Origin of the sequence: Bradyrhizobium elkanii USDA 76 (assembly GCF_023278185.1) — a bacterium.
Classification (GTDB): Bacteria; Pseudomonadota; Alphaproteobacteria; order Rhizobiales; family Xanthobacteraceae; genus Bradyrhizobium; species Bradyrhizobium elkanii.
This window is the reverse complement of sequence record NZ_CP066356.1, coordinates 5,273,593-5,291,213: the sequence shown is the minus strand read 5'-3', so window position 1 is coordinate 5,291,213 and position 17,621 is coordinate 5,273,593. Positions and strand designations below refer to the sequence as shown.

At 65.2% G+C, this 17,621-nt stretch carries 23 protein-coding genes; 12 read left to right on the top strand and 11 right to left on the bottom strand.

Annotated elements, in window-relative coordinates; all coding sequences use genetic code 11:
- Positions 1-47 precede the first annotated feature (47 nt).
- Together JEY66_RS25815 and JEY66_RS25810 are read left to right on the top strand one after the other, a co-directional pair.
- Positions 48-446, top strand: coding sequence for a PaaI family thioesterase (locus JEY66_RS25815; protein WP_018271331.1), 399 nt, complete (start codon positions 48-50; stop codon positions 444-446).
- Between the two features lie 140 nt (positions 447-586).
- Positions 587-1,210: a GNAT family N-acetyltransferase gene (locus JEY66_RS25810; protein WP_016843037.1), complete on the top strand. Its 624-nt coding sequence runs from the start codon at positions 587-589 to the stop codon at positions 1,208-1,210.
- 136 nt (positions 1,211-1,346) lie between these two features.
- On the opposite strand, the gene JEY66_RS25805 is transcribed toward JEY66_RS25810, so the two are convergent.
- From JEY66_RS25805 to JEY66_RS25795, 3 genes are all read right to left on the bottom strand, one after another.
- A complete protein-coding gene (locus JEY66_RS25805; protein ID WP_016843036.1) occupies positions 1,347-1,655 on the bottom strand; it encodes a hypothetical protein in 309 nt (102 codons plus the stop codon).
- 89 nt (positions 1,656-1,744) lie between these two features.
- Complete coding sequence (locus JEY66_RS25800) at positions 1,745-2,044, bottom strand: putative quinol monooxygenase (RefSeq protein WP_018271332.1); 300 nt, start codon at positions 2,042-2,044, stop codon at positions 1,745-1,747.
- Between the two features lie 106 nt (positions 2,045-2,150).
- A complete protein-coding gene (locus JEY66_RS25795) occupies positions 2,151-2,834 on the bottom strand; it encodes a DUF2161 domain-containing phosphodiesterase (RefSeq protein WP_018271333.1) in 684 nt (227 codons plus the stop codon).
- A gap of 134 nt (positions 2,835-2,968) precedes the next feature.
- On the opposite strand from JEY66_RS25795, the gene JEY66_RS25790 reads away from it, so the two are divergent.
- On the top strand, positions 2,969-3,313 hold the full coding sequence (locus JEY66_RS25790) for a GrlR family regulatory protein (RefSeq protein WP_035634127.1): 345 nt from the start codon (positions 2,969-2,971) through the stop codon (positions 3,311-3,313).
- On the opposite strand, the gene fabG is transcribed toward JEY66_RS25790, so the two are convergent.
- A complete protein-coding gene (gene fabG / locus JEY66_RS25785) occupies positions 3,310-3,990 on the bottom strand; it encodes a 3-oxoacyl-ACP reductase FabG (protein ID WP_026192693.1) in 681 nt (226 codons plus the stop codon). The two genes, JEY66_RS25790 and fabG, sit on opposite strands and share 4 nt — an antisense overlap.
- A 125-nt stretch (positions 3,991-4,115) precedes the next feature.
- Here fabG and JEY66_RS25780 point away from each other — a divergent pair, with 125 nt between their 5' ends.
- Positions 4,116-4,805 carry an SGNH/GDSL hydrolase family protein gene (locus tag JEY66_RS25780; protein WP_026192694.1) on the top strand — a complete coding sequence of 230 codons (690 nt, stop codon included), beginning with the start codon at positions 4,116-4,118 and terminating at the stop codon, positions 4,803-4,805.
- Positions 4,806-4,925: 120 nt separating this feature from the next.
- Positions 4,926-5,132: a hypothetical protein gene (locus JEY66_RS25775; RefSeq protein ID WP_038375209.1), complete on the top strand. Its 207-nt coding sequence runs from the start codon at positions 4,926-4,928 to the stop codon at positions 5,130-5,132.
- A 74-nt stretch (positions 5,133-5,206) separates the two neighbouring features.
- Here JEY66_RS25775 and JEY66_RS25770 read toward each other — a convergent pair whose 3' ends face one another.
- On the bottom strand, positions 5,207-5,950 hold the full coding sequence (locus tag JEY66_RS25770; RefSeq protein WP_018271337.1) for a tyrosine-protein phosphatase: 744 nt from the start codon (positions 5,948-5,950) through the stop codon (positions 5,207-5,209).
- A gap of 85 nt (positions 5,951-6,035) precedes the next feature.
- Here JEY66_RS25770 and JEY66_RS25765 point away from each other — a divergent pair, with 85 nt between their 5' ends.
- Positions 6,036-6,347 carry an MliC family protein gene (locus JEY66_RS25765; RefSeq protein ID WP_018271338.1) on the top strand — a complete coding sequence of 104 codons (312 nt, stop codon included), beginning with the start codon at positions 6,036-6,038 and terminating at the stop codon, positions 6,345-6,347.
- A gap of 87 nt (positions 6,348-6,434) precedes the next feature.
- Here JEY66_RS25765 and JEY66_RS25760 read toward each other — a convergent pair whose 3' ends face one another.
- Positions 6,435-6,647, bottom strand: a complete 213-nt coding sequence (locus tag JEY66_RS25760; protein ID WP_018271339.1) for a DUF2735 domain-containing protein — start codon at positions 6,645-6,647, stop codon at positions 6,435-6,437.
- 539 nt (positions 6,648-7,186) lie between these two features.
- On the opposite strand from JEY66_RS25760, the gene JEY66_RS25755 reads away from it, so the two are divergent.
- The 5 genes from JEY66_RS25755 (at position 7,187) to JEY66_RS25735 (ending at position 10,864) form a co-directional block, all read left to right on the top strand.
- A complete protein-coding gene (locus JEY66_RS25755; protein ID WP_016843026.1) occupies positions 7,187-8,221 on the top strand; it encodes a glutamine synthetase beta-grasp domain-containing protein in 1,035 nt (344 codons plus the stop codon).
- Between the two features lie 183 nt (positions 8,222-8,404).
- On the top strand, positions 8,405-9,109 hold the full coding sequence (locus JEY66_RS25750) for a hypothetical protein (protein WP_018271340.1): 705 nt from the start codon (positions 8,405-8,407) through the stop codon (positions 9,107-9,109).
- Between the two features lie 4 nt (positions 9,110-9,113).
- On the top strand, positions 9,114-9,800 hold the full coding sequence (locus JEY66_RS25745; RefSeq protein WP_018271341.1) for a substrate-binding domain-containing protein: 687 nt from the start codon (positions 9,114-9,116) through the stop codon (positions 9,798-9,800).
- A 32-nt stretch (positions 9,801-9,832) separates the two neighbouring features.
- Positions 9,833-10,651 carry a tetratricopeptide repeat protein gene (locus JEY66_RS25740; RefSeq protein ID WP_026192697.1) on the top strand — a complete coding sequence of 273 codons (819 nt, stop codon included), beginning with the start codon at positions 9,833-9,835 and terminating at the stop codon, positions 10,649-10,651.
- 63 nt (positions 10,652-10,714) lie between these two features.
- A complete protein-coding gene (locus JEY66_RS25735; protein ID WP_016843021.1) occupies positions 10,715-10,864 on the top strand; it encodes a hypothetical protein in 150 nt (49 codons plus the stop codon).
- 97 nt (positions 10,865-10,961) lie between these two features.
- Here JEY66_RS25735 and JEY66_RS25730 read toward each other — a convergent pair whose 3' ends face one another.
- The 4 genes from JEY66_RS25730 to JEY66_RS25715 all read right to left on the bottom strand — a co-directional run bounded on the left by JEY66_RS25730 (position 10,962) and on the right by JEY66_RS25715 (position 16,108).
- Positions 10,962-11,579: a hypothetical protein gene (locus JEY66_RS25730; RefSeq protein ID WP_026192698.1), complete on the bottom strand. Its 618-nt coding sequence runs from the start codon at positions 11,577-11,579 to the stop codon at positions 10,962-10,964.
- A gap of 11 nt (positions 11,580-11,590) precedes the next feature.
- On the bottom strand, positions 11,591-12,115 hold the full coding sequence (locus JEY66_RS25725) for a (2Fe-2S)-binding protein (RefSeq protein WP_018271344.1): 525 nt from the start codon (positions 12,113-12,115) through the stop codon (positions 11,591-11,593).
- Positions 12,112-14,886, bottom strand: a complete 2,775-nt coding sequence (locus JEY66_RS25720) for a xanthine dehydrogenase family protein molybdopterin-binding subunit (protein ID WP_026192699.1) — start codon at positions 14,884-14,886, stop codon at positions 12,112-12,114. The genes JEY66_RS25725 and JEY66_RS25720 overlap by 4 nt, the downstream gene beginning before the upstream one ends.
- 130 nt (positions 14,887-15,016) lie before the next feature.
- Positions 15,017-16,108: a hypothetical protein gene (locus JEY66_RS25715; RefSeq protein ID WP_018271346.1), complete on the bottom strand. Its 1,092-nt coding sequence runs from the start codon at positions 16,106-16,108 to the stop codon at positions 15,017-15,019.
- Between the two features lie 285 nt (positions 16,109-16,393).
- On the opposite strand from JEY66_RS25715, the gene JEY66_RS25710 reads away from it, so the two are divergent.
- Positions 16,394-17,098, top strand: coding sequence for a GrlR family regulatory protein (locus JEY66_RS25710; protein WP_018271347.1), 705 nt, complete (start codon positions 16,394-16,396; stop codon positions 17,096-17,098).
- A gap of 10 nt (positions 17,099-17,108) precedes the next feature.
- On the opposite strand, the gene JEY66_RS25705 is transcribed toward JEY66_RS25710, so the two are convergent.
- Positions 17,109-17,552: a DMT family transporter gene (locus JEY66_RS25705; protein ID WP_016843015.1), complete on the bottom strand. Its 444-nt coding sequence runs from the start codon at positions 17,550-17,552 to the stop codon at positions 17,109-17,111.
- Between the last annotated feature and the right edge of the window lie 69 nt (positions 17,553-17,621).

The following is a 17,621-nucleotide window of genomic DNA, read 5'->3' as shown; positions in this document are numbered from 1 at the left end:
ATGCCCGCACCAATCTTGAAAAAGACCGCGCGAAGCAGGGAGTGACCATGACGCCGCTCGAGAAGATCCAGTCGATGAAGATGCCGTTTGCGGAACTAAAGGGCGTCACCTTCACCGAGGCCGGCCAGGACCGCGTGGTCGCGACAATGCTGGTGCGGCCGGACCTCTGCACCCTCCGAAACACCATCCACGGCGGCGCGGTGATGGCCTTCGCCGACTCGGTCGGCGCCGCAGCCACCGTGATCAACCTGCCTGAGGGCGCCAAGGGCACCACGACGCTGGAGAGCAAGACCAACTTCATTGGCGGGGCCAAGGAGGGGACGACCGTGATTGCGACCGCGACACCGGTTCACCGGGGGCGGCGGACCCAGGTTTGGCAGACCAGGCTGGAGACCGAAGACGGCAAGCTGGTCGCGGTGGTGACCCAGACGCAACTGGTATTATAATGGGGTGATGCTGTGATTTTCCAATCACAGCATTGTTTACTTAAATGAATCTGAGTACTTGAATTTTATGGTGCGGCGCACAATATAGCAGCTGCTAGGGACTCGACGCCTCCTCGAGGGCTACCAAGAGGAGTTATGAAATGAACTATGATTCCATTCGCTCGACGTCCGCCAAGGGCACCGTGCGGACGTTGAGCCAGCAGGAAGAGCTTCCGCTGCTGCGCGATCACCTGCTGCGGCTGGATCGCACCAGCCGTCATGATCGTTTTCATGGCTTCATCGACGACAGTTTCATCCGCCGCTACGCCGAGCGCTGCGCCAATGACGGCACCGTCATCATCGCCTATTTCGAGGACGGCGTGGTCCGCGGCGCGGCCGAATTGCATCCCCCGGAGCAGTCTCCGGATGTCCAGCCCGAGATCGCCTTCAGCGTCGAGCGGTCGGCGCGGCGGAAGGGCGTCGGCAGCACCCTGTTCCGCAAGCTGATCGCCGAGGCGCATGCCAAGGGCTACGGCAGCCTGCGCATCACCACCGGCGCGCAGAACGATGCGATGCGGGCGCTCGCTACCAAGTTCGGTGCCCAGCTGACCTTCCGTCATGGGGAGTCGACCGGCAGCATCGACCTGACCGAGCAGCAGCAGCCCGAACCGGTGCCGGCTGTCGCCGCGGTGACGCCGGTTGAGGCTGCACGCGCGATCGTCGACATGAACCGGGCCTATTGGCGCATGGTGATGCAGATCTCCGGCTGGGGTCGGGCGGCCTGAGCCGGTAGCGTCTCCAAGCGAAGCGGAAACCGGTTCGCGTCAAGGAAACGCGTCCAACAAAAATCTCACGTCAAACCAAGAAGGGCAATCCATTCAATGGATTGCCCTTCTTCTTTCAGCAATTGGATGGTGTTTCTCAGGTGCCGGTGCGCTTGTCGGTCGCAAAGCGGCGAACCACGCGGCGCTCGACCACGACGGAACGCTGCGCGCCCTGTTCGCCGGCGATGACGCGGGTTGCCGTGCCGGTGCGGGCACTGACGCGCGCGGTTTTCTTCACCTCGGCGAGCACATCGTCATAGGGCAGCCCCATCAGGGCCGACGCGATTTCGGCCTGGGCCTCCACGTCATCGGTGATGCCGATGGCAGCGAAGATTGCTTCTTCCAACGTCGGCGGATCATGCCGCACGCGCCGGGTGCCATACTTGGTATTCCAGTCTCCGCTCATCGCCGCCTCATCATTGAATCGCGGGAGATACGTAAGGTCCCCAATGTTGCATTGCAATATGAATGTGAGATGGCAATCCAGCCATGCAGCTAGAGTCTCTCAATCTTGTGAGCGTCATAAAGTTCGATGGTGGTCGCCGCGGCCGCGAGAGATTGCAGCGAGCGGACGAAGTCGCGTGACGCAGGGACCGCGAAATGCGCGGCCAGCGCGGCGCGGTCGGCCCATTGCTCGAAGAACATCAGCCTGAGCGGATTCTCGCAGTCGACATGGACCGCATGCGAGATGCAGCCGGGCTCGGTGCGCGAGCGATGGACATGCTCGAGGCTCAAGCGCCGCACCTCGTCGAACGAGTCGGGGCGGGCAGTGACGCTGCCGGTGACGACGATCATGATATCCCCTCCAATGCGCGATGAAGCCAAGTCATCATCGCGCTTTAGGTTCTTGTTTGGGCATGATCTTCTCGGAAAGCCGCTTCGCACTTCTCCGGATCATGCTCTACGGGGTGGCTTCTGCCCCGGATGCACTCATCTGTTGCTGCGGCCAGCGCTTCAGCGCGGCGCGGCCGGCATCGGTCAGCACATAGATGCCGCGCTCGGCGCGATCGAACCAGCCATAGACATTATGCAGCAGGATCTTGCCGGCGTCGGGAATGTCGGCCCGCAGGTCGCGCACCCGCCGCGGCCCAACCGACAGCGCCGAGGCGCAGGCCAGCGCCTGCTGCCGGTAGGCGGTCATGATCGGCGCCCGCGTCGATCCGCCCATCGCGGGATCGCCCTTGCGTTTCCGGTGCTCGGTGATCAGCCGTGAACGTTTCTTCGGATTGCGGCGGGGCGCCGCGGTCGGCGGCGGCACCAGCACCTCGACGTCGCCGCGATCGGTCACGCCGAGCATGCCAAAGCCGAGCCGCCGGCACAGATTGCGATAGCGCGCGTCGCTCTCGCGGCCCTTGCCTCGGGCCGACACCTTGGCCGCGATCCACACCTCGTCGGCGGCGCCGGCGCGATCGACCGCCTGCAGGATCAGTTCGAGATTGAAGGCGAGCTTGAGCTCGCCGATCACGACGACCGGTGGATCGTCGCCGCTCAGCGCCACGAGATCGCAGCCGCCAATCTCGCCCTTCACGGTGAAGCCGAGCTTTTCCAGGAAGCTTTTGACGGGCAGATAAAGCGCGGTTTCCAACAGGCAGGCTCCTGCGGCATCCGGCCGCGACTCGGTGCGTCAGCATAGCGCGGAATTGCGCTCGCCGAGGCGGATGAAATTTGCCCAAGGCGCGGCCGAACGGCTATTGTCGGAACCGGGACCAGGCGCAGCTCATGATCCGGAACGGGCTCTATCACATCACCGTCGAATTTCTCGACGGCGTCTCTGGCGGCAACCAGGGCGTCATGGTGCTGCGCGACGGACAGATGCGCGGCGGCGACTCGTTTTTCTTTGCCTACGGCAGCTACACCGCAGCCGATGGCAAGTGGAAGGGCGAGGTCACCAACGAGGAGCATTCGCCGACCTATGGCGAGCGCCCGGTATGGGAACGCAAGGTGGTCACGATCGGATTTACCGGCACCTACACCGACCAGACCGCCGAGGGTGACGGCATGGCGCTCGCCGGCAAGCAGAGCATCCGTTTCCGGTCGAAGCTGCGGCTACTGGTTGCGGACTAAACCCGCCCGTTCACCGGCAGCAGCGCGCCGGTGACGGCGCTCGCGGCATCGCTGGCGAGGAACAGGATCACGTCGGCGAGCTCCTTCGGCGTCACCCATTTGGAGATGTCGGCTTTCGGCATCGCGGCGCGGTTGGCGGCGGTGTCGATGATCGAGGGCAGCACCGCGTTGACCGTGACCTTGCCCTTCAGTTCCGCGGCGAGCGACTCCGTCAGGCGGTGCACGCCGGCCTTCGAGGCGGCGTAGGGACCCATGCCGGAGGCGGCCTGCAAGGCGCCGAGTGCGCCGATATTGATGATCCGCCCGGCGCCCGACTTGGTGAGATGCGGGATGGCGGCGCGCGAGGTGTTGAGCGCCGTCATCACGTTCATCGCATACATGCGCTGCCAGGTCGCCGGGTCGCCGTCGCTGACCGCCTCGAAGGTAAAGCCGCCGGCGATGTTGATCAGCCCGTCGAGCCGGCCGAAATGCCCGGCCGCCTTGTCGATCGCGGCGGTCGCCTGCGCGGTGTCGGTAAGGTCGACACCGCCCAGCTCGATATGGTCGGCCGTCGCCGCAAGCGTGGATGCAGCGTGATCGATGCCGGCGACGCGCGCGCCGCGCGCCAGCGCCTCTGTGGCGACCACCTTGCCAAGCGCGCCGAGGGCGCCCGTGATGACGATGGCTTTTCCGTGCATGGCGGTCTCCGCATTCGCGAGCAAACGACTGCCCACTATGATCAGGCGGAATTCATTTGCAATGCCGCCAATTTCGCCGCCTACTGCGCGCATTCATCAATTCATTCGCCTCAAGGATGTTTGCGATGCCGACACCCAGACCGTGCGAAGCCCATCTCGATCTCGTCAGGTTCGGACATAAGCTGCCGCACTTCGCGGATGCGCTGCGGCATCAGCGCAAGGTCAAACTGGTGGCGCTGGGATCGTCGTCGACCGCGGGCGCCGACAACATCCTGCCGTTCCCGCCGCGGCTCGAGATGCTGCTGCGGCAACGCTTCTTCGGCCGGATGATCGACGTGATCAACCGGGGGATCGGCGGCCAGGAAGCGCCGGAGGAGTATTCGCGCATCGAGTCCGACGTGACGGCTGAGGCGCCGGTGCTGGTGATCTGGCAGGTCGGCACCAACGCCGTCTACAAGAGCTACAATCCCGCCGAGGTGCACGCCGCGCTGGAGGCCGGGCTCGACGTGCTCGCAGCGCTTCCGCTTGACGTCGTCGTGATGGATTCCCAGTACACCCAGGCGATCGTCGGGACGGAAGCTGCGCTCAATCTCGCCAATGTGATCATGCCGATGATCGCCGAAGTGACTTCAAGCAAGAAGGTGAATCTGTTCAGCCGCTTCGCGCTGATGAAGCGCTGGACCGATGACGGGATTCCGCTTGGCGAGCTCGACGATGGCGGACAGCTTCACACCAGCGAGTGGGCGACCAATTGCGTGACCCAGTCGCTGTTCGGCGCGATCGACGACGCATTGAAGCCGGAGGCCATCACGTGACGCCGACTACGTAAGACTACGGGGTAAGGCTGGTTGGATAAAATTTGCAGCACTTCCGTAAGTCGTTTGCAGAACCCTTTCCTTAGAAGCTGAGCTCCAGCCAAGGTAGGGGTTATGCGAATGGGAAATCTTCCGGATCACGGTTTACCGCTCGTTCAGCTTAAGGAGCAGCGGCGCGATCTCGTGGTGGCACTGCAAAACCGCAACGGACCAGTGGGCAGCTGGGAATTGATGCAGATCGCGGCCATCCAGCAGGCGATCTCGGCGTTCGAGGATGTGATTGCCGACCTCGACGCGGAGCTCGAGCTCGAGGCCGCAGCGGCCTGAGCTTTTCGGCTTGGTCGCGTTTCTTCAAGCGAACCGATATCCACTTCGCTCGAAAACGCTGTCGCGCGAACGGATCAGGCCTGCAGGTAGCGGCCTTCAAGCGCCTTGCGCTCGGCCTGGCCGAGCCCGAGGCCTTCACGGAAGTAACCGTCGAGGCTGCCGTAATCGGCATCGATCGCCTCGAATGCAGCCTCCAGAAACGCCGCGCGCACCGTGCCGAGCACCTGCTTGACATCATCGGGCAACTCGGTGCTGTGGGCCGGGTCGCGCTTGTAGAACTGGTTGGTCAGGAGATAGTCGTCCGCGATCACCTGCTCGGACACGCCGAGCGCGTGCAGGATCAGCGCGCAGGCAAAGCCGGTGCGGTCCTTGCCGGCGGTGCAGTGGATCACGAGCGGCGCGCGGTCCTCCAATAGATGGGCAAACAGCGTGCGGTAGCGCGCGGTGTTGTCGTGCACATAGCCCCGGTAGGAATCCCGCATCACATCGATTGCATCGGCTTCCGAGAGCTGACGGCTGCTGGCGATCGCGCGCAGCGACGCCACCACGGTCGGCTCGACGGGGAGCGAATGCACGGTGACGTCGCTCATGCCGCACAGCGCCTCGGCGCGCTCGGCGACGCCGCGAAAATCGAACGCGCTTTTAACCCCGAGCGAGCGCACCACGGCGACGTCCTGCTCGGTGAGATGCGCAAGATGGTTGGAGCGGAAGATCTGGCGCCAGCGCACCGTCCGCCCGTCGCGCGTCTGGTAGCCGCCAAGGTCGCGAAAATTGCTGGCGCCGGCGAGATTGAGGTGACGGGCAGGGGCTTCGGACATCGGGCGGGCCTGTTGCGGCTGATGAGGTCTTGGCGCAGGAATAGTGGCGCAGACAGGTCTATAACCGGCCGGTCAGGGGGAGAATATGGCTTATCGCGGGGGCGCCATTGTCATCGGCGCAATTCTTTTCGAGCTCTTTGGTTCCTCGAACGTGTCGGCGCAGTCCGCCTTCCGGAATTATCATTGCGCTGACGGCACGCAGTTCATTGCCGGGTTCTTCAACGGAGATACGCGCGCGCATCTGCAACTCGACGGCAAGGCGGTGACGCTGAAGAAGCGCCTGTCGCTGACGGGCACACGCTACAGGGGTGGCGGGGTCACGCTTGAGATCAGCCGGACCGGGCTTGCCAGGCTCCGGCATGCGAGGCGGCCGGCGACGGCCTGCGAGCTGGCATGAAAAAAGGGCCGAAACGCTCGCGTTCCGACCCTTGTTATTGTTCTGCTGTCTGACGTTTTTGCGTCGCGCCCCTCGATCGCGTCGACATCAGTGATCGCGGCCCGGCTTGGCGTCGTCGATCGCCGCCTGATGGTACCAGCTCTCGCTGCAGGCCGCGGTCTCGACTTCAGCGGCGAGTTCGAGCGCGGCCCGCGTCTCGCCGTAGCGGCGTCCGCCGAGAGCCGCGCGGCCCCCTGCCGGGAATTGATAGATCGTTGCCGATCCTTGGATCGGTCCTTGGTGTTGGCCCGTGGTGATCATGTCAAAGTCTCCTTTGGCCGGAGCGAGCCTCCATGGTGCGCCCGACTCATTCGCGTGTGGTTACCGTGCTTTCGATATCGGCCCGGGCTTGGCGGGGTGCAAGTGACCAAGAAATAGTCATGATTTGACCAATTCATAGGCAAGTTCGGGTTTGCTTTCTGTGAGGCAGGATGCAGCTGACCAACGCTTGAGCCGTCGCGGTGGTTGCAGGGCGCCCGACCGTTGGACACGAACTGTCACATAGTGCTGCCGCCGCATTAAGCGGCAGGCGATGCCGTAGCCGAATTTGCTGCAGAAACGGGCGGCGGAGGGCGCTGGGAGAAGATTTTGACTGACCGCGGCGCATGCCAGCCGCGCTGCTATGTCGCAGAAAAAAATGCGATGTCCGCTGTGGACATCCGCGACCGGGCGGGCGCCGCAGTGCAGCGACTGGCATTTTAATTGCTTAGTATGAGCCGGCCGATGGTGGCCGGGTACGCGTGCGGCGGCCGACTGGCTTTCGGTTCCTCACGGTTTTGCATCATCAACAGAGAGGTTCAATGACCAAGTACAAGCTCGAGTATATCTGGCTCGACGGATATACGCCGACGCCGAGCCTGCGCGGTAAGACGCAGATCAAGGAATTCGCGTCGTTCCCGACCCTCGAACAGCTTCCGCTGTGGGGCTTTGACGGTTCGTCCACCCAGCAGGCTGAAGGCCACAGCTCTGACTGCGTGCTGAAGCCGGTCGCCTGCTATCCCGACGCCGCGCGCGAGAACGGCGTGCTGGTGATGTGCGAAGTCATGATGCCCGACGGCAAGACCCCGCATCCGTCCAACAAGCGCGCCACCATCCTGGACGACGACGGCGCCTGGTTCGGCTTCGAGCAGGAATACTTCTTCTACAAGGACGGCCGCCCGCTCGGCTTCCCGGAAGAGGGTTATCCGGCGCCGCAGGGCCCGTACTACACCGGCGTCGGTTACAAGAACGTCGGCAGCGTTGCCCGCAAGATCGTGGAGGAGCATCTCAATCTCTGCCTCGCCGCCGGCATCAACCACGAAGGCATCAACGCCGAAGTGGCGAAGGGCCAGTGGGAATTCCAGATCTTCGGCAAGGGCTCCAAGACCGCCGCTGACCAGATGTGGATGGCTCGCTACCTGATGCTGCGTCTCACCGAGAGCTACGGCATCGACATCGAATTCCATTGCAAGCCGCTCGGCGACACCGACTGGAACGGCTCGGGCATGCACGCCAACTTCTCGACCAAGTACATGCGCGAAGTCGGCGGCAAGGAATACTTCGAGAAGCTGATGGGAGCCTTCGAGAAGAACCTGATGGATCACATCGCCGTCTACGGCCCGGACAACGACAAGCGCCTGACCGGCAAGCACGAGACCGCGCCCTGGAACAAGTTCAGCTACGGCGTGGCTGACCGTGGCGCCTCGATCCGTGTGCCGCACTCGTTCGTCAACAACGGCTACAAGGGCTATCTGGAAGACCGCCGCCCGAACTCGCAAGGCGACCCCTACCAGATCGCTTCGCAGATCCTGAAGACGATCTCCGAGGTTCCGACCGGAGCGAAGGCTGCGGCTTAAGCTGCTATCGGACCCGGATGGAGTCATCCGGTACCGCAAATCGGGTCCGCCACGGCGACAGCCTTGGCGGACCTTCGCTATTTAGCGATACCCTTTGCAGGCCGCCTCCCGCCGAAACCGGTTTCGCTGCGTTATGAACCGCGCTAGACAACGGGTACATCTTGGCTGCCGGGGACACGGCGCTTGTTTGAGGGATTTTACAAGGTCCGGTTCGAACTCGGCGGCGCCGTCGGCCGCAGCGTGATGTATGTCGGCGACGGCAAGATGCTCGGCGGCAATTCGGCGTTCGCCCATATCGGCACCTACCAGAAAGCCGGCGACGAGGTCGCAGTCGAGATCCAGACCGTCCGCCACAACCCGGATCCGAATTACCGCGCGATGGCCGGTACCGATGACGCCACGCTGATTGCCAAAGGCCGGCCGGACGGTGAACTCTATCGCTTCAAGGGCGAACTGAAGGAGTTGCCCGGCGTGCCGTTCCAGTCGGTGATGACGCCGATCACCAAGGAGGACATCCCGATCGCCGGCGGGGTCGGCGAGGGCGGTGTTATCAACGGTCTCTATTCGATCCACATCCGCGTGCTCGACGGGGTCGACGGTGGCCTCACCGGCGTGATGCTGCTGAACAACGGCCGCATCCTCGGCGGCGACGCGTTCTTCTACTATCTCGGCACCTACACCTCCGAGAAAGGCCGCTGGAAGGGCCAGATCCTCAATCAGGAGCACACATCGGCGATGGGCGAGAATCCGATCTTTGGCGGCCACGAGGTCGGTATCGGCTTTGCCGGCACCTGCGACGCCGAGGGCGCCGTGCTGGAGGCGACCGCGCTTGCCGGCAAGCGCAGCCTGCGGCTCACGGCCGCGCTCAAGCTGATGCGCCGGGCATAGGCATATGGGCAATTCGGTTCGCGTGCTTTCGACGCTGGCGCTGAAGGGCGCGGTCGCGCGGCTTGCCGCCGCCTATCAGGCGGCGAGCGGCGTTGCGATCGACGCCGATTTCGCCCCGACGCTGGCACTGCTCGAACGCCTGCGCGGCGGCGAGGGCGCCGACCTCGTGATCCTGACCCGCGAGGGCCTCGACCAGATGATCGGCGAGGGCCGCGTTGCGCGCCAAAGTGCTGTCGATCTTGCGCGCTCCTATGTCGGCGTCGCGGTGAAGGCGGGGGCCGCGCATCCCGACATCGCAACCGAAGCCGCGCTGCGTGCGGCGCTGCTCGGTGCGCGGGCGGTGGCCTATTCGCGGCTCGGCGCCAGCGGCATCCTGTTCGCCCAGTTGATCGAGCGTCTCGGCATTGTGGAGGCGATCAACGCGCGGGCGGTGATCATTCCGAGCGGCTTCACCGCGGAGAAGCTCGTCAGCGGCGACGCCGATCTGGCGATCCAGCAGATCAGCGAGTTGAAGCAGATCGAGGGCATCGAGGTCGTCGGGCCGATTCCGCTGGATTTGCAGACCCCGGCGGTGTTCTCCGCCGGCCGCGTGGCAGCGTCGCAGCGCGCAGCGGCCGCTGATCATCTGCTGCGCTATCTGTCGTCGGCTGAAGTCGCGCCGGTGCTGCGCGAGACCGGGCTCGAGCCTTGAATTCGCCCGCACCGCGACGCACTCTGCTGGTCATGTGCAAACCACTTCACGCGATTGTCTTTGCTGTGGCGCTGGCCGCGCCCGTGCTTGCCCACGCTCAATCGGCCGACCTCGTGCTGTGCGACCGGCTTGCCGCCGATCCCACCGATCCCGACAAGCCGGCCGACGTGAAGGGCGTGCCCGACATCGCGTCGGCCGACATCGCGACCGCGATCAAGTACTGCGCGGTGGCCGCAAGATCGTCGCGCCGCGCGATGTACGAGCTCGGCCGGGCCTATGCCGCCAATCGGCAGACGGCGGAAGCCGCAAGCGCGTGGCGCAAGGCGGCCGACAAGGGCTCGACATCGGCGATGGTCGAGCTCGGGGTGCTCTACGGTAACGGCACCGGCTTCGCCAGGGACGAGGCGCAGGCGCGCAAATTGTTCGAGCGCGCGGCGCAGGCCGGCAACGCGCGCGGCGTCAGCAATCTCGCCGCGCTCGGCGGCGGCGCAGCGGCTGATCCGGCACGCGCGCGCGAATTGCTTGGCAAGTCCGCCGAGACCAATGCCGAAGCGCAGTACCAGCTCGGCATGATGCTGGCCGAAGGCAAGGGCGGCGCGCAGGACGATGCCGCCGCGCGGGCGCTGTTCGAGAAGGCCGCCGCGCAGAACCATCCCGGCGCGCTGGAGCGGATGGGCGCCTTCGCGCAAGCCGGCCGCGGCGGGCCGAAGGATAGCGATGCCGCAAAGGCCTATTACGAGCGGGCGGCCGCGCTCGGCGACGAGGATGCCAAGAAGGCGCTGGAGCGGGCCCGCTGTCCCTATGTCATCAAGGACAAGCGCGGCAATCCCGTGACCAATCTCTGCTTCTAATCAAACTGGAACGCTCGCCGCGGCATGTCGTTGACATGCGAAAGGCATTGGCGAGGCGATGTCATGATCCGCAAACTGCGTTCCGGCGAGTACCGCCTCTATTCCCGCAAGGTCAATCCGAAGACCGGCAAGCGCCGCAATCTCGGCACTTTCAAGTCGCGCGCGGCGGCGGAGAAGCACGAGCGCGACGTGCAGTATTTCAAGCGCCACTAAAGCGCGATGAGATTTGGGTAAATCGTCATCGCGCTTTAGCTCTTTGTTTGAGCAGGATCACTTTTCCGGATCATGCTTTAGTTCGGACGCTGCGTCGTTACGGAGGCGGGCAGGCCGCGCCGGTTTTCACCCAGGCCTCGACCAGTGCGCCGGCCTGCGCTTGCGTGCCCGGTGCCGGTGCGCGGCCGAAGCCGGGATGCCAGGCCCAGCCCACCAGCGTGTCCTTGCCGATATGCTCGACCAGCTCCTCGACCTTGCGGCCGCCATTGCGCGCGGGGTCGCGGATCTGTGCGCAAATCTCGCCGACGGTCTTGCCGGCCCATGCCATCTCGCGCGGCGCAAGGTGCCATTCCGGGTGGCCCGGCACGCGACCGGGATCGAAATTGGCGTGCTGGTGACAGATCGAGCAGCGCATGGCGTCCTTGCCGTGGCCGTCCGCACCGCGCGTCACCGGCGGCTGATGCATGCGGCTGACATCGCCCTGCCGCGGGCTGTCGCCGGCTGGATGGCAGTTGGTGCAGCGCGGATGCGTCAGGACCTTGCCGAGCTCGGTGAAGATCGCCGCCGAGCGCTGCTCGACGTTCCCGATGCCGGCAAAGCTTTCCGGCGAGGCGAGGGCGTGGTCCGCGCTCTCCGACGCCGCGTAGCCGGCGCACAGGCTGGTCGCGAGCGCCGTCAGCACTGCAACGATCCGAAACCGCGTGTCCGATGGCATTGCTTGCGCGCTCACTTGCTGGCGGTCAGGTAGCGTTTGGAATCGGCGAGGATCACGTCGCGCACCGCCTGGTGATACTTGATGTAGCCGGTGCAACGGCACAGATGGCCGTCGAGCGCATCCGCAATGACGCTCTCGAGCTGGTCCCGCGTCACCGGCGTCTTCGCCAGCCGTTCGAGCAGCACCTGGCCCTCGTTGAGGAAACCGGCGGTGCAATAGCCGCACTGGAACGCGAAGTGGTCGATGAAGGCGCGCTGCAACGCCGAGAGTTCGCCGTCCCTGGCGTGGCCCTCGACGGTGCGGATCGCCTTGCCGTCGAAATTCGCGGCCGGCACCACGCAGGTCGGGGTGGTGTAGCTCGTGCCGTCGGGATTATCGATGATGACGGCACAGCTCAGGCATTGCGCGGCGCCGCAGCCGAACTTGGTGCCGGTCATCCCGAGCATTTCCCGAAGGAAATCGTTCATCGAGAGGTCGTCGCGGACCTCGATCGGGCCGTGCTTCTGGCCGTTGATGGTAAGGTTGAGCGTCGTCACGCCAGCGCTCCCTTGAGCAGGCTTGTTGTCACCGGCAGCGAGCGGAAGCGGTGGCCGGTCGCATCGTTGATGGCGTTGAGCAGCGCCGGCACGATCGGGATCATCACCACCTCGGCCATGCCCTTCGGCGGCTCGTCCGGCGTCATTGGCGGCAGCATCTCGATCTCGAGATCGTGCAGCGGCAGGTCGGAGCCGCGCGCGATCAGGTACTGGCCGAGATTCCACTGCCCGTTGCCGGGCCCGCCTTCGAACGGGGGCAGGGTTTCCAGCAGCGCGTAGCCGACGCCCATCGCGAACCCGCCATGCGACTGGCCGAGCACCACTTCAGGCACCAGCGCCCGGCCGCATTCGAACACGCTGTAGGCCTTGGCGATGCGCAAGCTGCCGGTCGCGCGCTCGATCTCGACGCGGACCAGCGTGCCGCACATCGAGGTGTAGGCGGTGCCGATCCGGTTGTTGTCGGTTGGCGGGAATTTCACGCTTGTTCGGTCGATCCGCTCGAATTGGTTCCGGCCACGACGAACAGCGAGCGTGTCGATCTCGGCGCGGTACTGTTCGCCGAACAGAGGGAAGCGCGCGCGCGACCAGGCCCAGCGCGAGAAGCTGTGCGCGATGGCGCCGGTGACGAAGCCGCGCGCATGCGCGGTCGCGGCAAGCTTTGGCAAGGGCAGCGGTGCGAGATCGTCGAGCACCAACTGGCCATCCTTCCAGTGCGCCTTGTCCCACCGGCGGGCGCGGGGATCGGCCTTGGCGATGTGCCAGAGCTCGAGCGCCGCCGGCCACAGGCCGAAGCGGAAGATGACGCGCGCCGCCTCGGCCGACGAGTGCGTGCCGACATGGGCGCCGATCGACGCACTGGTCGCCGAGCTGATCGCGGGCACCCAGCGCGGGTTCCTCTCGGCGAGATCCTGGGTCTTCTGATCCATCGTGTAGGGATCGCCCGAGGTGACGAGGCCGAGTGCGTCATAGCTGTCGACCCGAGAGACCGCGACCTCATCGGCGACGGCGCCGAGATGGCTCGCGACCCGGTTGGCGAGCGCGGTGCCGACGCCATTGCCCATCTCGACGTGGTCGCAGTGGATCGCGATCCGTCCCTCGGCATTGATCTCGACCCGGCCGAGCGAGCAATCCGCGCCCGAGCCGTAATCCTTGGTGACGCAGGCGACGCCGGTGCCGACCAGGCGTCCCTCCGGCGCCTTTCGCCTGAAGTCGGCGCGCTGCCGCCAGATCGGATGCGTCTCGAGCTTGTCGAGGATGTCGGGCGTGCGCACCGATACGATGTAGGGATTGCCGGTCATGGTCCGGCCGTTCTGCTTCAGCGCATTGTTGCGCCGGAACGCGATCGGATCGACCTTGAGCTCGCTCGCCGCCTCGTCGATCAGGACTTCGAGCGCGGTCATGGTCTGCAGCGTGCCGTAGCCGCGCATCGAGCCTGCGGGGACGCCGCGCGAATGCAGCGCCACGGTGGTGACGTCGACCTTGGGGATGTCGTAGATGCCGATCGCGGCGGTCGCGGCAACGACCGCGACATTGGCCGAGAAGTTGGCGAGCCCGCCGCCGTCGAGCACATGGTCGGCGACGAATGCGGTGATCTTGCCGCTCGCGCGATCGATGCCGATCCGCGAGCGCATCTTGATCGGGTGGCGTTTGATGCCGCCCTGGAACTGCTGGTAGCGGTCCTGCGCCAGCCGCACCGGCCGGCCCGGGAAGAACATCGCCGCCAGCGCCACGTAAAGCACGAACGGGGTATGGTCGCGGCCGCCGAAGCCGCCGCCGACATGGGCGAATTGCGCGTTGATGTGCGAGGGCCGGAACGGCGGGCGGGCCTTGCCGAGCATGAAGGCGATCGACTCGGTCGCCTCATAGGGCGACTGCACGCCGAGCACAAGTTCGAGATTGCCGCTGTTGTCGCTGTACCAGGCGAGCCCGCTCTCCGGCTCGAGGAACATCGGATCGACCGACTGGGTCTCGAACTCGCGGTCGAGCACGAGCTGTGTCGGATCGTCCTTGGCGAGCTGGGCGCGGATCGCTTCGCCATGGGTCGCGGCCTTGGCGTAGTCGGCCTTGGTTTCCTTGGCGAGCGGCAACCAGACCGGCAGCGCCGCGTTCTGGATGCGACTCGGCGAAACCCAGCCGGCCTGGATCGGCGAATAGACGTCGGGCGCGTCAGGCGTGGCGCCCGCCACGCGCGTGAAGCGATACGCGCCGTAGTTCGGCAGGACGACCGGCCCGGTCTCGTCGCCGAATTTGACGAAGCCGCCATCGCGCAGCGCGAGGCGCGCGCGGTCGAAAGCGTCGAACTGCTCGAAGATCAACAGCGCGACCGGCTGCCCGAGATAGAGCGGCGTCTTGCCGACCGGGCAGAACAGGTCGCCGGTGTAGAATTCCGGAACCCGCGTGCCGATCCGGTCGAGATCGGCAGCGGTCACGATAACCGACGGCTTTGCCGGACCATCGAGTCGGACGAGGTCCATGCCGGCATAGACGTGCATCGCGTCATCGGCGCGCACCAGGATGGCGTGCGCGGTGGTCGCGGGCCAGCCCGGCATGTCGGCGGCGCGAAAATCAGAGGCGTAGAGCTTTGCGCCGGTGACCTTGGCCACGCCGTCGACACGGCCGGCGCCGTTTTCCGCCGGATTGAAATGGCCGCGCCCGGGCAGCGTCTCGCGGCTCGCGAAAGCTGGTTCCTTCGCCAGCGCCAGATGCGACAGGCTGACCGAGATGCCGCCTGCCGACAACCACTTCACGAATTCGCGTCGCGAAGGCCGCATGGTCTGATCTTTCATCGACACCTCGACGACGGCATATCGCGCCGGGGTTTAACAATTGGTGCAATACACGCGGACGTATTGCGGCAAAGCAAGCGCAACCGCAACGCCGCATAAGGTCGTAAGGGGGGCCTCACTTCAGGTCGGCGATGGTGGCCGGTCCCGGACCCGGCGTGATCAGCGTCGGCCACTGCTTGGAACCGAACGGCACCAGCGGCGGCAGGAAGGCCGTCATGCCGCGCTTCTTGGTCTCGGCGATGATCGACTCGCGCGCATCGCCCCCCATCAGCTCATAGTCCATCAGATGGTAGCTGCCGAAGAACAGCGCGCCGACCGAGCGGTCCGCGATGATCCGGGTCAGCGACTCCAGCATGTCCGACGGCGTCGTGGTGAAGGAGATCGTCTCGATCAGCATCAGGCGGCTGTTGATGGCGTCGGGCCCGAAGAACTGCGCCAGCACGCTGAAGATCACGTTGTTCTGCCGTGCCACATAGATCGTGTTGCTCGCGCCGTAGGTCTTGTCCCAGTCGGCGCCGAGCTGGCTCTTCCAGTCGGCCATGACCGTCATCCAGTGCGCGACCTGGGTCTGCGCAGCCCAGGCGACGTTCTTGGCGAGCAGCGGCGCCTGCTTCTTGCCGAACGCCTCGAGCGTCGCGAAGGGGATGGCGCCGGCGGTGAGGCATTCATCCATGAAGGCGATGTTGTTCTTGAGGATGGCGCGGTTGTTGTCGCGCCAGTCCGCCTGCATCGGCGTGGCATCGAGCCCGTCGAGCGCCGACTGCATCCGGCTGCGATAGGCCTGCATCGACCCGCGCCATGCCTTGTCGTCGGGATTGTTGACATAGGGACCGACCACCTCGGCCAGCGCCATCGTGCTGTGGCCGACCGACTTGAGCAGCTGATAGACGATCGGCACCTGCGGCGCTTCGGTCGGCGGCTTGCCCGGCCGGTACAGGATCAGACGGCCGCCGGCGCCGGAGAACAGGCCGAGGATCACCGGATGCTTGTCGAGGATGTTCTTCTGGAAGATCCGCGCCGCATCGCCATAGAGCTCGAACATGCCGGTGTTGAGCGCGAGCACGTCCTTGGTCGCGACGTCGGCCGGCGTTGATGAGGTCTTACCGGAGATCGGCCCCATATAGTCGGGCAGCGACTGGGCCGGGGCTGTGCTGCTGCTGCCGAGCAGCAGCGCCAGCGCGACGGCCAGCCCAAAGCGATTGATCATGTGATGCTCCTCGAAGCCTCGCCTGTGTCGAGGCCGGGTGCGGCCGCGCGACCATTGGCGGAATGCGCAAATGCTTGGACACAATGAACTGGGAGAGTAGAGAACCGGCAGACCGGATCCCGCGTGACGCAGCACGACGCGGACGGTGCCTACAGCTAAGCGACGAATCGGCTGCTGTCCACACCCGGACATTGCGGGGTTGCCTGCGCCAAAAGACGCAATGGTGCGGCGTCCGGCCCGGTGCTATGTGGCGAACAGAATCAATTTTAATTTTTGGATTTTTGCGTGCTCAACGGACTTTACAAGGTCGAGTACGGCATCAACGGCGCATTCGGCCGCAGCATCATGTGCATGCATGACGGCAAGATGCTGGGCGGCAATTCGGCCTTTGCCCATCTCGGCACCTATCAGGTGACGGAAGGCGAGATCGCCGCCGAGGTGATCACCGAGCGCCACAATGACGATCCGAACTTCAAGCCGCTGATGGGCGCCGACGTCACCGTCATCAAGGTGCGCGGCAGGCGCGAGGGTTCCACCATCCTGCTCGAGGGCAAGGCCGACGCCATGCCGGACGGCGTGTTCTGGGCGAATTTGGCGCCGCTCGACGACGAGGCCTTGCCGCCGCGCGGGGCGGTCGGTCCCGGCGGCATCGTCAACGGACTGTACTCTATCCATCTCCGCGCGCTCGACGGTGTCGACGCCGGGCTCACCGGGGTCATGTTGCTGATGGACGGCCGCATCCTCGGCGGCGACGCGTTCTTCTACTATCTCGGCTCGTATTCGTCCGCGGATGGCCGCTGGCGGGGCGAGATCGTCAACCAGGAGCATACGCCGGCGAAGGGCGAGTACCCGGTGTTCGGCGGTTATGAAGTCGGCATCGGCTTCGCCGGTTCGTGCCGTGCGGACGGTGCCGAGCTCGAAGGCATCGCGCTGGCCGGCAAGCGCAGCCTTCGCCTGTCCGCCGAACTGCGGCTGATGCGCCGGGCGTAACTAGAGCCCGTCAATCCTTGATCAGAAGCACGCCGCCGATGATCAGCGCGATGCCGGCCAGCCGTGAAACCGACACAGGGTGCTGCGCCAGCCCGAACAGGCCAAAATGGTCCATCGCGATGCCCGCGAGCATTTGACCCGCAACCACCAGTGCCAGCAGGGTCGCGGCGCCGAGCGGCGGCAGCAGCAGGATCATCAGCAGGATGAAGATGCCGCCGAGGACGCCGCCGCTCCAGGCCCACCACGGCACCGCCGTCACCAGCTTCCAGGACGGCACCGGCTCGCGCGTCGCGACCAGCACGACCGCCATCGTCACGAGCCCGCCGAGATAGCTGACGAGCCCGGCCCAGGCCGGCGAGTTGAGGGCGGACCTGAGATTGCCGTTCAGGACCTGCTGAACGGCGACGCAGATGCCGGCGCCGAGCGCGAGCAGATAGAGAAACCAGACTTGCATAAGATGCCCCAAAACCGATCATCGAACCGCTTCATGTCATATTCGATCGGCAAGGATCGTGGCATGCAC

Coding starts and splice junctions, on each gene's coding strand:
- JEY66_RS25810 (WP_016843037.1), top strand. CDS start 587: ATGAACTATGATTCCATTCGCTCGACGTCCGCCAAGGGCACCGTGCGG.
- JEY66_RS25730 (WP_026192698.1), bottom strand. CDS start 11,579: ATGCCATCGGACACGCGGTTTCGGATCGTTGCAGTGCTGACGGCGCTC.
- JEY66_RS25755 (WP_016843026.1), top strand. CDS start 7,187: ATGACCAAGTACAAGCTCGAGTATATCTGGCTCGACGGATATACGCCG.
- JEY66_RS25735 (WP_016843021.1), top strand. CDS start 10,715: ATGATCCGCAAACTGCGTTCCGGCGAGTACCGCCTCTATTCCCGCAAG.
- JEY66_RS25715 (WP_018271346.1), bottom strand. CDS start 16,108: ATGATCAATCGCTTTGGGCTGGCCGTCGCGCTGGCGCTGCTGCTCGGC.
- JEY66_RS25790 (WP_035634127.1), top strand. CDS start 2,969: ATGATCCGGAACGGGCTCTATCACATCACCGTCGAATTTCTCGACGGC.
- JEY66_RS25760 (WP_018271339.1), bottom strand. CDS start 6,647: ATGATCACCACGGGCCAACACCAAGGACCGATCCAAGGATCGGCAACG.
- JEY66_RS25780 (WP_026192694.1), top strand. CDS start 4,116: ATGCCGACACCCAGACCGTGCGAAGCCCATCTCGATCTCGTCAGGTTC.
- JEY66_RS25775 (WP_038375209.1), top strand. CDS start 4,926: ATGGGAAATCTTCCGGATCACGGTTTACCGCTCGTTCAGCTTAAGGAG.
- JEY66_RS25800 (WP_018271332.1), bottom strand. CDS start 2,044: ATGATCGTCGTCACCGGCAGCGTCACTGCCCGCCCCGACTCGTTCGAC.
- JEY66_RS25745 (WP_018271341.1), top strand. CDS start 9,114: ATGGGCAATTCGGTTCGCGTGCTTTCGACGCTGGCGCTGAAGGGCGCG.
- JEY66_RS25815 (WP_018271331.1), top strand. CDS start 48: ATGACGCCGCTCGAGAAGATCCAGTCGATGAAGATGCCGTTTGCGGAA.
- fabG (WP_026192693.1), bottom strand. CDS start 3,990: ATGCACGGAAAAGCCATCGTCATCACGGGCGCCCTCGGCGCGCTTGGC.
- JEY66_RS25705 (WP_016843015.1), bottom strand. CDS start 17,552: ATGCAAGTCTGGTTTCTCTATCTGCTCGCGCTCGGCGCCGGCATCTGC.
- JEY66_RS25720 (WP_026192699.1), bottom strand. CDS start 14,886: ATGCGGCCTTCGCGACGCGAATTCGTGAAGTGGTTGTCGGCAGGCGGC.
- JEY66_RS25770 (WP_018271337.1), bottom strand. CDS start 5,950: ATGTCCGAAGCCCCTGCCCGTCACCTCAATCTCGCCGGCGCCAGCAAT.
- JEY66_RS25740 (WP_026192697.1), top strand. CDS start 9,833: ATGTGCAAACCACTTCACGCGATTGTCTTTGCTGTGGCGCTGGCCGCG.
- JEY66_RS25765 (WP_018271338.1), top strand. CDS start 6,036: ATGGCTTATCGCGGGGGCGCCATTGTCATCGGCGCAATTCTTTTCGAG.
- JEY66_RS25805 (WP_016843036.1), bottom strand. CDS start 1,655: ATGAGCGGAGACTGGAATACCAAGTATGGCACCCGGCGCGTGCGGCAT.